This is a genomic window from Roseateles sp. GW835-FHT13E02 (assembly GCF_058794035.1).
The window spans coordinates 133939-148706 of sequence record NZ_JBXAGJ010000004.1 but is presented as its reverse complement, the minus strand read 5'-3'; the positions used below and the strand labels follow the sequence as shown (position 1 = coordinate 148706).

Below are 14768 nucleotides of genomic sequence, written 5' to 3'. Positions count from 1 at the left end.
TTCCATGAGCCACAACTACCAGCGCTTCTTCGCCCGCCAAGCCGGCAGCGCCCCCGCGCCCTCAGCCCCGGCCGGCATCTCCCTGGGCTACCCGGTGCCCGGCCCGCAGAACACGGATGTTAACGAGATGGCTGCGAAGGCCTTCTTTGCCAGCTCCGCGCAGTGGGCCCAGATCCAGCAGCAGGCCTTCGACTTCATCGTCATCGGCACCGGCCCCACCGGTGTGGCGTTCATCGAGCAGGCGCTGCGCAACAAGCCGCAGGCCAGGATCCTGGTGCTCGAGCGGGGCGGCTTCGTCCTGCCTGTGCATTACCAGATGCTGCCCGTGGCCTTCCAGGCTTTCACCGGCTCGCCGCCCACCACCTACCCGTGGACCCGCAGCACGCGCATGAGCAGCACCGGCCCGGCCTTCTTCCAGGCCGGCTACATCCCCATCCTGGGTGGGCGTTCGACCTACTGGAGCGCCTGGTCGCCGTCTCCCACGCCGGATCTGATGCGCGATTGGCCGCAGGAGCTGGTTCAAGTCACGCTCAAGCCGGGCTTCTGGGAGCGCGCCCGCGGCTTTCTCCAGGTCACCTCGATGGACCGCATCGACGATGGCGTCTACGGCAATCTGCAAGCCCAGCTGGGCTGCCGGCTGAAGGACAACTTCAAGCGCTTCGTGCCTTCGGCGCAGAACGCCTACCCCGCGCCCATTGCCGTGGCCAACCCGGATTGGCAGACCGTCAAGTTCTACAAATACTCCACCGTGGGCACCTTGCTGGCTTTGCAAGCCAGGCAGAGCAGCTTGGCCGCGCAGGGGCAGGGCGCCGCGCTGCCGATCGTGGACCACTGCATCGTGGAGCGCCTCCTCCACGACGAGCAAGGCACGGTGACGGCGCTGCTCACCAGTCGTGGGCCCTTGGCTGTGGCCTCTGCCAAGGTCATCCTGGCCATGGGCACCATCCCGCCTGCCACGCTGCTGATGAACTCCTTCGGCCCGCGCTTGCCCAAGGCCGGCCAGCGCTACACAGGGCATTTCATGTCGCATGTCACGGCGCGGGTCCGGCGTTCGGCCTTCAAGAACGTGGCGCCGCTGGAGCTGGGCGCTTTGTATCTGGATGGCAAGGACGCGCAGGGGCAGCAGTACCACGTGCAGGTCAGCGCTTTCGCTTCCACCGATGCTGCGCGCGACCTGAGCACCATCGCCCACGAAGCCCCAGACGCGGCCGCCGTGGCCACGCCGCAGCAGCTGCAAAGCTCCGCAGACCACATCGTGTTCGTCTGCGCCACGCTGGGCGAGGTCAGCGAGAAGAACGCCGACAACTGGATCCGCCTCGACGACGGGCCGGACCCGACCAGCAACATCACCCTGCAGCTGTGTCTCAGTGAAGCCGATCAGCGCCTCTGGGACACCCTCGATGAGGCCACCTACCAGACGCTGGATGCCCTGGTGTCCAGCGACGGTGTGACCCCGACCGTCGAGTACTGGATCGAAGACGGCGCCAGTGCGGGCAGCTGGAGTGCCCTGCGCCCTCCGCAGTCGCAGATCCGGCTCAACATCATCGTTCACGAGGCCTCGCCCTTGTGGATGGGCGCGGACCCGGCCGACTCGGTGGTGGGCCTGGACTATCGGCCGCATGGCGTGAGCAATGTCTACCTGACCGGCGGCGCCATCTTGCCCACCTCCGGCTCCTGGAACCCCACGCTCACCCTGTGCGGCTTGGCCCAAGACCTGGCCGACCGTTTGAGCTGAGGCCCGGCTTCAGGGCCGATCACGTCTCGTCCCGCGCAAAGCGGTCATCGGCGTCCGGCGATCGGCTGTGCCTGCGGCGGCGCCGCCGGCACAGCTTCACCGCCGCGGCTCGCCACGCGCAGCTCCGTGGCAGCCGCTGGGTCGGCGGTCTGTTCAAAGAAGCTCATGCCGGAGCTTGCGGGCTTGCTGCGATGGGTCGACAAGTCTTGTGGAGAGGATCAGAATGGATTTGCAACCCGACCGAAGGAAGCTGCCATGCCCCGAGTCGACCGCTGGCTGCGCGCCAGTTTGTGTGCAGTGTTACTCGCCTGTTCGGGTCAGGCGGTTCATGCCAGTGATCTTTTGGGCGTGACCGAAGACGTCCCGCCTTTCTCGTACCTGGAGGACGGCCGCTACCTCGGCCTGGCCAACGAGGTTTTGGATCGCATCGTCAAGCGCAGCGGCTTGCGAATTCAGCGCGCCATTCAGCCCTGGGCTCGCGCGCAGATCACTGTTCAGGGGGTTCCCAACAGCCTGCTCTATGTCACCGTTCGCGCCCCTGCACGAGAGAAGCTCTATCGTTGGGTGGGCCCGATTGATGACTGCGAGATCGCCGTGCTTGCTTTGGCCAGCAGCGGACGCAGCTTCACACCGTCCACTCCGGACGGGCAGGTTCTTCGTATCGGTGCGGTGCGCGGTTCGCCGGCCGGCAAATTGCTCAGGGATGCAGGTGTGACAGAGCGCAGCATCTACAACACCCCGGGCAGTGAGACCTCGGCCAAGATGCTCTACGTCGGCCACCTGGACATGATTGCCGGCCTGACGCTGCCCTACGCCTTTCAGGCCGCGAGGGCCGGCTACGATCCCAGTCAGCTGGTGCAGGTGCATGTGTTGCACAAGGGCCTGGGCTGCTATTTCGCGTTCAACCTCAAGGTGGACGACGGTCTGTTCAAACGTTTCGAAGAGGCCTTTGTCGCGATGCAAGCCAGCGGTGAGCTCAAGACCTTGCGGGAGCAGTACCTGCAGACGCCAACCCGACAGGCCGCGCGCTGAGCAGGTCCGCAAGACCGAGCGGCGCGACAAGCCAGGGCCAAAAGCCGGCAACCATTGGCGCACCTTGTCTCGCTCGAGTACTGAAGTTGGCGAGCGCCTCTGTCGGGGAGCTTGGGCAAGACCGGCGATTCAATTCCCGAGGGACTTCATCGATGCATCCGCGAGGCCGGAATGGCTGCCGAACTCACTCTGAGTTCGGCGAGTCTGCGGAGGATGATGGAGTTGCATCCCTCCCGCCGAGCGGTCTCAGCGCGACCAGGGCGCCGCTGCGGCTTCAGCCAGGCGCTGCTCGCCCATGGCGCGCAGGCTCCATTTGAGCAAGCGGTCTTGGGCGTCGAACAGCAGCACCAGCTCCAGCTCCGGCGTGGGCTTGGTGCTGGCATCGGCTGCGGGCTGGCGTTCCTGCGTGTAGAGCACCACGCGCAGGCTGCTGTCGTAACGCATCGTCCCCTGGTCTTTGCCCAGCCGGGCCTTGATCTCGTCCCACAGGCTCAGCTCGCCAGCCTGCAGGCTGCGGGCCACCTCGGGCAAGGGGCCGGGAGCCTGCAGCAAGGCCGGGTCGAGCGGCGCGGTGGCGGCGTCCTTGTCGATGCTTTCAAACTCCACCTGGGTGTCGTCGGGCCAGGCACTGTCGCCCAGGGGCAGGCGGTAGAGCTGGTGTCGCAAGCTGTAGCTCCAGTCGAACACGGGCAGGCTCAGGCCTTCCAGATGGCCCATGCCGCCCAGCGCCATCTGGCTGATCTGCTGCACCCGCTGACCGTGCTTGAGGCGAATGCCAAACACCGGCGCATCGGCAAAGCTGCTCCAGCCAAAGCGGCTGCTGTCGCAACCATTGAGCAGCGGCTTGAGCAGGTGGATGAACAAGCCACCGGGCCCGGCTGTGCGGGCCATGCCGCTGAAGAAGCTGGCCCGGCATTGCAATCGCAAATCGCCCAGGCGGCGCAGCTGCGGCGTGCTGCCTGGTGTGCGCACATCGGCCCGCCAGGTGACCTTGCCATCACGCAGGCGGCTGTGCAGCTCGGTGCCCGGCTCCAGCGTCCGCCAGGCCTCGTCCAGCGCAAAGCGGCCATCGGCCTCCAGCGCAATCGGCAGCGCGCCTTGCGGCGCCAGCAGCACCAGATCCACCAGCCGCGAGGCCTCCGCCTCCTTGCGCCCGAACACCTTGAAGCGCAGCACACCCTCCGGCGCCAGGGCCCGCTCGGCCAGGAAGATCTGCTCGGCCTTGAGCAGATGGCTCAGGGTCTTGGCATCCCGCGCCGCCGTGCTCTGGCCCTGCACCGCGACGGGGGCCATGGTGGGCAGAGGCTGCGGTGGCGCTGGCGGGGTGAACTCAGGCGCTGAGGCGGAGGCGGCCGCGGGCTCGGCCGATGCCGATGCAGGAGGGGCGGCAGGCTCCGCGCTTCTTGAGGCCAAGGCCGCCCCCGTCAGGGCGGCCATGCAGATGGCTGCGCCTGTGGCCCGCCAGGCCCAGTGCATGGGGCGCCTTGTGGCGGGCTTGTTGTGCGTGGCAGAAACGGCGGTGCTGCAAGGGCGGGAGCTCGATCGCATTGGGGGCTTGGCAGAAAGGCAGATGGAATGAGAAGGGGAGAGAAACGCGGCGCCCGTGGGCTCGACCAGCTTCAGCGCCTGGCTCCATCAAAGCCAGCGCGCGGCGGCATGCTAGCGATTCGGGTGGCCTGCTGGCGCCCGGCTGCGGCGAATGGCTGAATGGGCGCGGCGAGCGGCGGCTTGGCTGGCACGGGCGGGCAGGGCGCCACGGTGGCGGGCGCCGCTTCTGGCCGAAACGCGGCGCTCGGCCTCGCCCCTCTTAAAATCGCGCATTCCCCGCCCGGCTTGTTCGTTCGATTGATTGTTCGTTCGTTCGTTCGTTCGTTCGTCCGCTTGTTTGCTGGCTTGCTCGCTTGCCCGCTGTAAAGCCGAGCCCCGTCTCTTGCCCTTTCATCCTCTCCTGCAGTACCCCCTCATGCCCAAAACTACCCACAAACCTTTCGTCATCGGTGTCGCAGGCGGCAGCGGCAGCGGCAAATCGACGGTGACGCGCCAGGTGGTGGCGGCCATCGGGCCGGAGAACGTGGCGGTGGTGATGCAGGACGATTACTACCGCGACCAATCGCACATGCCGCCGGAAGACCGGCGCAAGCAGAACTACGACCACCCCGATGCCTTCGACTGGCCGCTGATGACCCAGCACCTGGCTGCCCTGCGCAAGGGCGAGGCCATCGCCATGCCGGTGTATGACTTCGCGGCCGACAACCGCTCCAGCGACACCATCACCGTGGCGCCTGCGCCGGTGATCGTGGTCGAGGGCCTGTTCGCCCTGTACGACACGAAGCTGCGCAACATGATGTCGCTGAAGATCTACGTCGACACCGCCTCGGACGTGCGCTTCATCCGCCGCCTGCAGCGCGATATCTCGGAGCGGGGCCGCAGCACCGAGTCGGTGGTGAACCAGTACATGGACACCGTGCGCCCCATGCACAAGCAGTTCATCGAGCCCACCAAGCGCAATGCCGATGTCATCCTGCCCCACGGCGCCAACGGCCCGGCGGTGGACATCATCACCACCAAGGTGAGGAGCTTGTTGCAGGAGATGGGGCGGGGCTGAGCGGATGCCCCCGCGGGGGGCTTCAATCTTGGGATGGGCCGTGCGCTCGCGCTTTTGGCGCCGAAGTGATGGATTGAATCGGCCAGGCTGCGCTGCTAGCATTTCGCCGACCTCACTTGACCGACAGCAAGGAGTGCGCCCATGTTCAACGCTTCACGCAAAGGGCCATGGCGGCCCACCGGAGCCCGCGCGATCGGTTTGCAGCTGGCTGTTCTTTGGTTCGGGTTGACTGGCACCTGTGTTGCGGCGGGAAGCTTCGGCAACACGAGTTGGATCGGAGCGACGGTGAAGCAGGGCGCATCGACCGTGTCGGTGGGCGAGCAGGTGTTTGCCTCCAGCCTAGACTTCAGCGTCGGGGCCGCCCAAGGCTTCAGCTTCGAAGCCCGTGGAACCTTTGGTCTCTACGACAACGGGGTGCCCTATGTCTTTGGCGCCAGCATCAGCCCCTTGCTGAGTTTGCGGCTGACGAATTTCAGCTATGAATGCATGCAGCTGAGCTGCGAGGCCGCGGAGTTCCGGACCTACTTCTATGCCCGCGGCATTGGCGGCTATTTCGAAGACCCCATCATGACGGGCTTGTCGATGGATGGGTCGGGCTCCTTGCTTGGAGACTTCCGCCTGGAGGCCTACTTTGGCGGCTACGACGGTGGCTCCATTTCCCCCTTGCTGGTGGTGAATGGCAGCCTGTCAGGCGGGCCCTTCAGCTTCTCAAGCGGGATCTTGCCCAAGTACCGCGGCAGCGGTCAGCGCTTCGACCCCATCACGCTCCAGCTCAGCCTGCCCAGCGCCACGCAGGGCCAGACCCTGGATCTGCCCCACAGCGCGGCCGCTTCGATCAACACCGTGCCGTCCTTGGTGCCTGAGCCGGATGCGGCGTGGCTGATGTCCTTGGGCGTCGGGGCGCTGGGATGGCTGGCCCGGCGGCGGCAGCTCCGTGCTGCCGGAGCGCCGAGCTGAGTTGAGCGAGGGTTTCAGGCGGGGCCTCGCGCGCTTCGCGCAGCCAAGCCTGGGCCTTGCTTATTGGCGCCGGCGTCGAAGCTTGGTGCCCATGGCCAGGAGCCCCGCGGCCAACAGCGCATAGCTGCTGGGTTCCGGCACGGCCGGGGTCAAGCTTGCAATCTCGGCGCTGCTCAAAGCCTGGTCGTAGAAGGCGATGTAGTCCACTTTGCCGGGGCCGGCCTCACCCCCGTCGTCCATGAAAAATCGTGCGCCTGTGGCGACGAAGACGGCCCGGTCATCGCGGTCCAGAAAGCTGAGCTGCAACTGGCCGTCCAGATAGGTGTGAACCTGCTTGGTGTTGGCGTCACGGCTGATGGTGACGCGCTTGAACTCATGGGTGCTGAACTGTGCGGCGCCGCGGTTGGGGCCGCCCATATACAGATCGAGGTAGCCGTTGTGGCTGTACAAGCCGTTGTCGGTGCTGCCGTTCTTGAAGTCGAGCAGTCGGCGATAACCGGCCAGCTCATAGGACTCGTAGCTGAAGTCGATGGTGTAGGTCCCGCCCAGCGCGCCCACAAAGCTCAGCCCCTTGTTGGCGAGGTAATTGAACCCGGTGTTGTCCACGGTTCCGCCTGCGCTTGCAATTAGATCAGCGCCTCCCTTGAGGTCATGCAAATCGCCATTGAGCAGGTAGAGATGGCTCGGTGTTGCGGCTTGTGCGGCGCAGGTCAGCAAAGACAAGACGGTCCATGCAAACGGAACCCTGATTTGTTTCATCGTCATCATCACGTGGGGCTTAGCTTCGAGTCAGCGAGGGGATGCTTCACTATGCCGCAATGCCGGGCGGCTCCGACCTTCACTTCCCCCCGATGCAGGGGCCCTCTGATGAGGGATGCTTTCTGTCACGGTGAAGGCGGACGTGGACGTGTTAAGGCTGACGGCTGGCGCGAGCAAGGGCCACGTTCGGCGCGTGGCATGAGGCCAGGCCTGACCCTCATGCGCAGGGGCATGCGTGCGTGGGGCGTCCAGGCGGGGCCGTGATTGCCCATTGGCGTGGCGGCCGATCAGCGTTTTCCTGACGCCCCTTTGGGTTCGCGCCCCGTTTCAGCGCAGGGGTGGGCGCAGCGCCACCAGGGTGCCGTCAAAGCGTGCCAGCAGCAGAAGCTTGGCTTCGCCCCACCACACCGCATCGAGCCAGGAGGCATCGCCATCGGGGCGCCCCAGGTGCTCCCAGCGCAGTGGCGCCTGCTCGTTCTCGCGGAGGTGGTACAGGGTCAGGTTGACGTTGGCCAGCGACACCGCGCGACCCTGCCCCAGATCCACCAGCCGACCCGCATGAGCGGGTGAGCCGGACACCCCATCCCAGAGCAGCAGGCGGCCCTCCTGCTCGGCCCGCACCGATTCGTAGCGGCCGACGCGCCAGCGCGGGCCTGCGCGCACACCCCGTTCTTCGCGTTCGATGTTCTCAATGGCGGTGGCATCGGCCATCAGCTCGTGCCAGCCGATGGCCGAGGTGTTGCCATCGTCGCCCTCGAACCAAGGGGCGCCTTCCTGGACGCGACCCCGGCGCTGGGCCACCCGGGCCCAGCGTCCGTCGGCATCCGTGCGGTACAGGCGCTGCTCGGCCTGCTCGCCCTTGATCCAGCGCGCCAGCACCTGGTCGCCCAGCCAGACCGCCGAGTAGACCTGCCAGCCCGTGCGTTGCTCAAGCGTTTGGCGGGCCTTGGGGTCCCAATGCGCGGCGAAAGGCCGCAGGCTCAGGGTGTCGCCCTGCCAGTTCAGGAACTGGGCCCTCACGAAGTTGGGTGTGCTGCACACACCGGTGGGCCGTGGTGTGGGCCAGCGGGCGAGCACCTGGCCATTGCTGGCGTCGATCTGGTGCAGTTCGTCGCCTTGGTCCAGCAAGAGTTGGCCCAGCGGGCTCAAACCCCAGCGGCGCGGCGATCTGTCCGGATGCGGGCGCTCGGAGGGCCAGTCGCTGCCATTGCAGCGGCCGGTGCGGGCTTCGGCCCAGGCCTTGCGGGTGTCCAGGCCCAATGTCCACAGAATCTTGCCCGGCTGGGTGATGCGCTCCGCTTGGCGGGCCAGCGGCGCCTCATTGGCCTCGAGGCAGGGCGTGCTCGTGTTCGGTTCGCGTGGTGGAAGCGCGGCCACGGCGGGCGGCAGGGCCAGCTTGTGCCAGGGCTGCAGGCGCCAGGGGCTGTGGTCGTATTTTTCCCCGGAGCGATCCACGCCGGTGGCGCGGCGCAGCAACAGGCCTTGAGCATGGGCGTGCACGGCCACACCCTGGCTGCCCTGGGGCCGCGGCAGCACGCTGGTGTGCAGCGTACGACCGGTTCGAGCGTCCAGCCACAGCAGGCTTTGGGATTTGGCCTGGCTTGGCGCCGTCAGCACGGCCAACCAGCGGCCCAGAGGATCCGCGGCCAGGCTTGCAATGGCGGCCTCGCCTGTCAGCGGCCAGCTGTGCGCGCGCACGGGGCAGCTGCTGGTGTCCAGCGCTTGCACTTCGCCTTCGGCGTCCAGCCAGAACTGCTGCCAGGCGCTGGCGCTGTGCAGTTGTCGACTCAACTGGCCCAGTTCACCCGGGCGCTGTGCTTCGTTCCACAGGGCGCCGCTGCGCAGATCCCAGCGGCTCCATTGCAGGCTGCTCTGGCGGGAGATGTCCTCCCAGGCCTCGCCGCGTTCTTGTGTGAGCACCGCCAGGCGCTGGCCATCGTCTTCAAAGCGCAGCGCCACGGCCGGATGCGCCGGCCAGAGCGTGCGCATCGGCTTGTTCTTGCTGCTGCTGCTGCTGCTGCTGCTGCGCAGATCCAGCACCTGAACGGAAGGATCGCCCTCCGAGCCACTGTGGGCCAGCCAATGCCCGTCGGTGGAGACAGTCAGCGCGCCGGAGAAGTAGCTGGGTGCGTCGTAGGAGCCGGCCTCGCTCAGGGCGGGGCACTTGACGCCAGGTTCGGCCAGGCGCTTGGGCGTGGGGCCGCGGAAGTCCACCTGCATGAGGCAGCCCTTCTCGCCCAAGACCCAGACCAGCAGGCCCGGACCATGGCTGGCCACGGCACGCACCCCGGGGCCGAGCTGGATACGCTGCACAGTCGGCTTGCCTTCCTGGGCCTCGCGCAGCAACTCACCCTGAGGGTTCACGCTGACACGCCAGGCGCTGTCGGCGGAGACCCAGACCGGTCGGTGAGAGAAGACATACGCGGCATGAGCCTCAGCCTCTGAGGTGGGGCCGGCTGCGTGCAGCGGGTGCAGGAGCCCGCCCAGCATCAGGGCGGTGCCGATCTTCAGGAAGTGCATGGTGGGTGATCGGAGATGAGGGGGCTGACAAGTCCAGTGGCCAGGGCTTCCCCAGGCCTGTATCGCGTCCCGGAAGCGGGTTCACTCGACGTGGTGATGATGGTGGTGATGGTGGTGACGGAGGCAGGCGGAGACTCTCGCATCAAACAACTGCACATCAAGACATGGCCTGACGAACATTCAGAAGAATGTCTCAGTGAACGTGGATTCAACAGCGATGTCTTCGACCAAACCGGGGCAACTCCGAAGCGCTGCGTCGATCTTGGCAAGCTCAACAGGAAGCCAGCCCTGCCCGCGATGATTGGACACGGCGCGGCACAGAGGGCTGTCTGGAGCGGCGCACGCCGCCAGCGGCGCCCGTGTCTACCAACACGGGCCGCCTTGATCCTGATGGGTGACTGCTGCGCTGAGCTGCGGCGCAACCATGCATTGAGAACCAAGTGCACGCTGAACTCGACGAGCCGGGAACTCAGTCTTGAGTGAAGAGGAGAACAAACAAGTGCGCGCTTGCGGCGCAGGGGCGCGTGTTTGCGACTTGCCGGGCTGCGAATGCCTGACCCTCATGCTCCACGCTCGCGGCTGCGGCGCGCGGTGATGAAGTAGAGCAAAGGCCCGAAGGAGCCCACCACCAGCGAGAAGATCGCCCAGGGCCAGAAGGGCCGCGCCTGGGCTTGCGCGTCGCGGCGCATGAAGACCAAGAGCAAGACCATGACGATGATCAGATCGGCCATCACCTGCCAACCCTCGGGGATGCGCAGCAGCACTTGCACCAACTCCAGGACCCCGCCGGCATGCTGCACGGCGTAAGCGCTCAAGGTGCTGAAGAGCAGCAGCACGACGATCAATACAGGCTTGTTCATGGCTTGTTTTCTTCCTTGCTTACTCGCTGTCAAAAATCGAATGAAGAAGGGCAGTGTCCGAGCCGCGCACCAGCGCCGCAATTACCTCGCAGGTCATTGATAAGACAAGAGAACAGAAGAGGCGGCCGGGCTGTGGTGGAATCCGCTCATGCTCGCCGCCAGCCCCTCACTTCGCGAAACCCTGCAAAGCGCACGCAAGGCGCGCCGCATCAGTCAGCTGGAGCTGGCCTTGCGCCTGGGGGTGAGCCAGCGCCATGTGAGCTTTGTCGAGAGCGGGCGGGCCCAGGCCAGCCGTGAGCTGCTGCTGGCCTGGTTGCAGGAGCTGCAAGCGCCGCTGGCCCTGCGCAACACCGTCTTGCAACAAGCCGGCTTTGCCGCCGCCTACAGCGGCCATGAGTTGGGCGCGGCGGTGCTGGCGCCGGTGCGCGAGGCCCTGGCGCTGATGCTGGCGGCCCATGACCCGCTGCCCGCCATGGTGATGGACGCCGGCTGGAACATCTTGCAAATGAACCAGGGCGCCCGCTGGATGGCGCTGACGCTGATGCCCTGGCTGGCCGGGCAGCCACCGGGCCAGAGCCTCAATATGCTGGACCTGCTGCTGCACCCCGAAGGCATGAGCCGCCACATCAGCAATCTGGACGAAGTGGCCCCCGCCATGCTGGCCCATCTGCGCGACGACGCCTCGGTCGTGCCCGAAATGCAAGCCCGTGTGGAGCAGTTGGCGGCGCAGTTTCAAGCGCGCCTGGGCGGCCAAACGCTGGCGCCCTGGACGCGACAACTGGCCCCGGTCTTGACCACCCGCTTCGCCACCATCCACGGCGAGCTGGCTTTTTTCAGCATGTTCTCCACCTTCGGCACGCCGCAAGACATCACGCTGGCCTCGCTGCGGGTGGAGCATGTCTTCCCGGCGGATGCCAAGACCCGTGCGGTGCTGGAGGCCGCGGCTTGATGGGCAAATTTAAGGCTGACCCTCATGTCCGAGCGTTGAGGGTCAAGAGCGCAGTGAGTTCGACGAGCAGGGAACTTAGTCTTGAGTGAGGAGGAGAGCAAACAAGTGCGCTCGTGCGGTGCCGGGGCGTGTGTTTGCGACTTGATGGGGGCGGCGAATGGGTGACCCTCATGCCCCATAGCCTTAAATCCGTGATGGCCGAGGCTTTCAGTTCGTTGTTTCCTGAGTCATTGGGCTCATGTCGAATGACAGAAAACTGACATTGTTGATGTCTAGAGTTTTCGGGTCTGAGGCTGCTGGCCCGTGCGTCAGACCGCTGGAGGGCTTCGGGCGCTGACGAAGCCTGCAGGGAGGGGAACACTCGATGAAATCAACAAACTTGGTGGCGGCAGCATTGCTCAGCCTTTGTGTGCTTGGCGCGCCCTTGGAGTCCGCTCACGCTGCGAGCTATCGTGGGCTTGTGGTTTTTGGCGACAGCCTGAGCGACAGCGGCAACCACGCCGCAAAAAATGGTGCCGACCCCAGCCAAGTCATTAGCGGCAATGACTATTACCCTTTTCAGGCCTATGCCAGCGGCAACTTCAGCAATGGCCCGGTCTGGGGTGAACGCTTAGCGCAGCAATTGGGCTTGTCGGGTTTCAAAGCTTCAGCGCTGGGCGGGGACAATTTTTCGTACGCTTTTGCCAAGGTGCTCAGCAATGGTGCAGTGGCACCCAACAGCTTGCCCGATCAAGTCAAGCAGTACCTGAACCGTGCCGGCGGTGTTGCCGATTCTGAGTCACTCTACATCTTGGAAGGCGGCGCCAATGACTTGTTCTTCAATCGCAGTACCGCCTGGAACTCCAGTGCAGCGGCGCTCTTGAGCACGCGTTACGCCACTGGCGTTGGGGCGATGGTTGACAAACTACAGGCGGCAGGCGCGCGCCACATCTTGGTGTTGAATGTGCCTAATCTGGGCATCGCGCCGGGCGTGGGCGGCGAAGGTTCGCAGATCAGCAGCAATGCCTCGCTGTTGGCGCAAACCATGAACGCGGCCCTCACACAAAGGCTGGCTGCCGAAGGGCCAGAGGTGAGGGTGTTTGATTTTTATGGCCAGTGGACGCAGTGGCATGCTGCCGGACCGGGTGCTTCAGGCTTTAGCAATGTGAGCGATGCCTGCGGCGCGCCTAGCTTGACTTGTGACCCCAATACCGCCCTGTTTTGGGATGCAATCCATCCCACCACGGCAGCCCACTCGGCCATGGCGGAGGCGATATTCGCGCAGGTTTCTCAAGTGCCCGAGCCCAGTAGCTTGCTGCTCTGGTGCGCTGGATTGTTGTTGCTCTGCAAGCGCCAGAGTCGGCGCATTTCGGCGTTCATGCGCAGAGCTGAGGCGGCCCAAAATTTCGGGGTCGGCCTAACTCGCGCTTGATAGCATGGCATCCGCTGGGCGAGTACGCCTCGGCCTGAACATCAAGCATATTCACAGGAGATCAAAATGGCCCATGTGTTGGATTGGTTTGAGTTGCCGGTCACAGACTTCGCACGCGCCAAGGCGTTTTATGAGGCTGTGCTCGGACGCTCCGTGACGCGTATGGACATGGGGGGCATCACCTTGGGTATGTTGGGTAGCGATGCTGATTCAGTCGGCGGCGCCCTGGTGTGCGGAGAAGGCAATGTGCCGTCGAGTACGGGCAGTTTGGTCTATCTGAACGGCGGCGAAGATTTGGCGATCATGTTGGCCCGCGTCGAAGCAGCCGGCGGCCGCATCCTTGTGCCCAAGACCGATATTGGTCAGGGCTTTGGTTTCTTTGCCCATTTTTTAGACTGCGAAGGCAATAAGGTCGGACTGCACTCCATGGGCTGAGCTCATTGCCAACGGGCCTGACGGCCTCGCTGCCTCTCCGGCGCGGGGTCCGGCGCGGGGTCAGACCTTAAATTTCAAGTCTTCATACTTCCTGATCAACTGGCTGACTCGCGCGACCGACAAGCCCAACTCGGCCGCGAGCGCCGTCATCTTGATGCCCGAGCGTGTGTGCGCCATCCAAAGGGCTTCGGCACGATCGGGGTAGTCGTGTTGCCACTGCTGCAAGCTCTTGGGTTCGCTGCGTTGCTGCCGAGGGATGTCGCTCGCCTTGGAGGTGGCAGGCCTGCGCTCGTGCTCTGCCAAGGTCCGCTCCACAAAGGCCTCAGCGCCCAGGTAGATTTGCTGACGCAGGCCTTCCTCCCAGAGGCGCAAGTCCCGAGCTGCTTCCACCAGTTCGGCATAGCGGCTGGCTGCAAGCGCCCGCTCTTGGTCCGAGCGAGGCTCATGCCCCAGCAAGTGCGCATGCAGCCCCGCCGTGTCAAGCCAGGGCGGGGGCGGGGCAAGGCCGCAATGGGCGCGGTAGCTGGACCAAGGCCAATCGCCCGGCTGCGGCACCATCTGCGCACGCACAGGGTTGAGCTCAACGTAACGGCAGGCCTCCAGCAGATAGCTGTCTCGGTCCACCAGAATCGCCTTGAATCGGCCCTGAAATACATGCCCCACCTTGCCATGCCGCCGATTGAAGGCCTGGGTGTAGATGCCGTTCAATTGCTGCATCAGGGCTGACAGATTCGCCAAGCGCGTGCCCAGCACCCAGTGATAGTGATTGCCCATCAAGCAGTAGGCCAGCATCACCGCGTCAAAGCGCTTCATGGTCTGGCCGACGATGGCCAGCAGCAAGGCCCGGTCATCGTCCGACTCGAAAATAGGCTCACGCCGATTGCCGCGCGCCGTGACGTGATACACGGCACCGGGGAACTCGATGCGCAAGGGGCGAGTCATGTGGGGAGTTTAGGTAAGGCTTCTGGAGACTTCAAATTTAAGGCCTGACCCTCATGCCCCCTCGCGCCGTGACGTGATACACGGCGCCGGGGAACTCGATGCGCAAGGGGCGGGTCATGCGAGGAGCTTAGGCGAGGCTCGTGGGGACTTCAAATTTAAGGCCTGACCCTCATGCCTCTGCAGCAAGGCGCGGTCGTCGTCTGATTCGAAGATGGGCTCGCGTCGATTGCCGCGCGCCGTGACGTGATACACAGCGCCGGGGAACTCGATGCGCAAGGGGCGGGTCATGCGAGGAGCTTAGGCGAGGCTCCTGGGGACTTCAAATTTAAGGCCTGACCCTCATGCGCTCGTGACCCTCATGCGCTCGGAATTGGAGCCTCCTCGAAACCCGGGGCGATTCACTCTGCGAGTAGCCAAGCCAGCAACATACCTCAAGTGGTACACAAATTCGGGGTCAAGTCTTAACGACTAACACAAGCGCGGGGTCCAGCGCGGGGGGCGGCTAATGGGTGACCCTCATGCCCCTCTCATGCCGCAGGGTTGAATCAATGGAGGCTCCAACT

General features: G+C 65.0%; 13 protein-coding genes. 8 read left to right on the top strand and 5 right to left on the bottom strand.

What is annotated here, in order from left to right:
• Positions 1–4: 4 nt before the first annotated feature.
• The gene (locus AC1Q6P_RS05575) at positions 5–1735 is read left to right on the top strand and encodes a GMC oxidoreductase (protein WP_492664449.1); all 1731 of its coding nucleotides are present in this window, start codon (positions 5–7) and stop codon (positions 1733–1735) included.
• Between the two features lie 165 nt (positions 1736–1900).
• Positions 1901–2767 carry a substrate-binding periplasmic protein gene (locus tag AC1Q6P_RS05570; RefSeq protein WP_492664450.1) on the top strand — a complete coding sequence of 289 codons (867 nt, stop codon included), beginning with the start codon at positions 1901–1903 and terminating at the stop codon, positions 2765–2767.
• A gap of 246 nt (positions 2768–3013) precedes the next feature.
• Here AC1Q6P_RS05570 and AC1Q6P_RS05565 read toward each other — a convergent pair whose 3' ends face one another.
• Positions 3014–4060, bottom strand: coding sequence for a hypothetical protein (locus AC1Q6P_RS05565; RefSeq protein ID WP_492664451.1), 1047 nt, complete (start codon positions 4058–4060; stop codon positions 3014–3016).
• 670 nt (positions 4061–4730) lie between these two features.
• Between AC1Q6P_RS05565 and udk the strand changes: the two genes are divergently transcribed.
• A complete protein-coding gene (gene udk / locus AC1Q6P_RS05560; protein WP_492664452.1) occupies positions 4731–5372 on the top strand; it encodes a uridine kinase in 642 nt (213 codons plus the stop codon).
• Positions 5373–5657: 285 nt separating this feature from the next.
• Positions 5658–6329, top strand: coding sequence for a PEP-CTERM sorting domain-containing protein (locus AC1Q6P_RS05555; protein ID WP_492664453.1), 672 nt, complete (start codon positions 5658–5660; stop codon positions 6327–6329).
• Between the two features lie 60 nt (positions 6330–6389).
• Here AC1Q6P_RS05555 and AC1Q6P_RS05550 read toward each other — a convergent pair whose 3' ends face one another.
• Both AC1Q6P_RS05550 and AC1Q6P_RS05545 read right to left on the bottom strand, forming a co-directional pair.
• Entirely contained in the window at positions 6390–7088 is a 699-nt protein-coding gene (locus AC1Q6P_RS05550) for a PEP-CTERM sorting domain-containing protein (protein ID WP_492664454.1), read from the bottom strand.
• 327 nt (positions 7089–7415) lie between these two features.
• Complete coding sequence (locus AC1Q6P_RS05545) at positions 7416–9608, bottom strand: hypothetical protein (RefSeq protein WP_492664455.1); 2193 nt, start codon at positions 9606–9608, stop codon at positions 7416–7418.
• A 96-nt stretch (positions 9609–9704) separates the two neighbouring features.
• On the opposite strand from AC1Q6P_RS05545, the gene AC1Q6P_RS05540 reads away from it, so the two are divergent.
• Positions 9705–10091: a hypothetical protein gene (locus AC1Q6P_RS05540; protein WP_492664456.1), complete on the top strand. Its 387-nt coding sequence runs from the start codon at positions 9705–9707 to the stop codon at positions 10089–10091.
• A 77-nt stretch (positions 10092–10168) separates the two neighbouring features.
• Here the strand turns inward: AC1Q6P_RS05540 and AC1Q6P_RS05535 are convergent, their stop codons facing one another.
• On the bottom strand, positions 10169–10468 hold the full coding sequence (locus AC1Q6P_RS05535; RefSeq protein ID WP_492664457.1) for a DUF2834 domain-containing protein: 300 nt from the start codon (positions 10466–10468) through the stop codon (positions 10169–10171).
• Positions 10469–10616: 148 nt separating this feature from the next.
• Here AC1Q6P_RS05535 and AC1Q6P_RS05530 point away from each other — a divergent pair, with 148 nt between their 5' ends.
• The 3 genes from AC1Q6P_RS05530 (at position 10617) to AC1Q6P_RS05520 (ending at position 13263) form a co-directional block, all read left to right on the top strand.
• The gene (locus AC1Q6P_RS05530) at positions 10617–11417 is read left to right on the top strand and encodes a helix-turn-helix domain-containing protein (protein WP_492664458.1); all 801 of its coding nucleotides are present in this window, start codon (positions 10617–10619) and stop codon (positions 11415–11417) included.
• A 364-nt stretch (positions 11418–11781) separates the two neighbouring features.
• Entirely contained in the window at positions 11782–12828 is a 1047-nt protein-coding gene (locus AC1Q6P_RS05525; protein ID WP_171827434.1) for an SGNH/GDSL hydrolase family protein, read from the top strand.
• Positions 12829–12894: 66 nt separating this feature from the next.
• A complete protein-coding gene (locus AC1Q6P_RS05520) occupies positions 12895–13263 on the top strand; it encodes a VOC family protein (protein WP_171827435.1) in 369 nt (122 codons plus the stop codon).
• A gap of 60 nt (positions 13264–13323) precedes the next feature.
• Here the strand turns inward: AC1Q6P_RS05520 and AC1Q6P_RS05515 are convergent, their stop codons facing one another.
• Positions 13324–14205 (bottom strand): REP-associated tyrosine transposase, encoded by an 882-nt coding sequence (locus AC1Q6P_RS05515; protein ID WP_492664459.1) that lies wholly within the window; start codon positions 14203–14205, stop codon positions 13324–13326.
• Positions 14206–14768 lie beyond the last annotated feature (563 nt).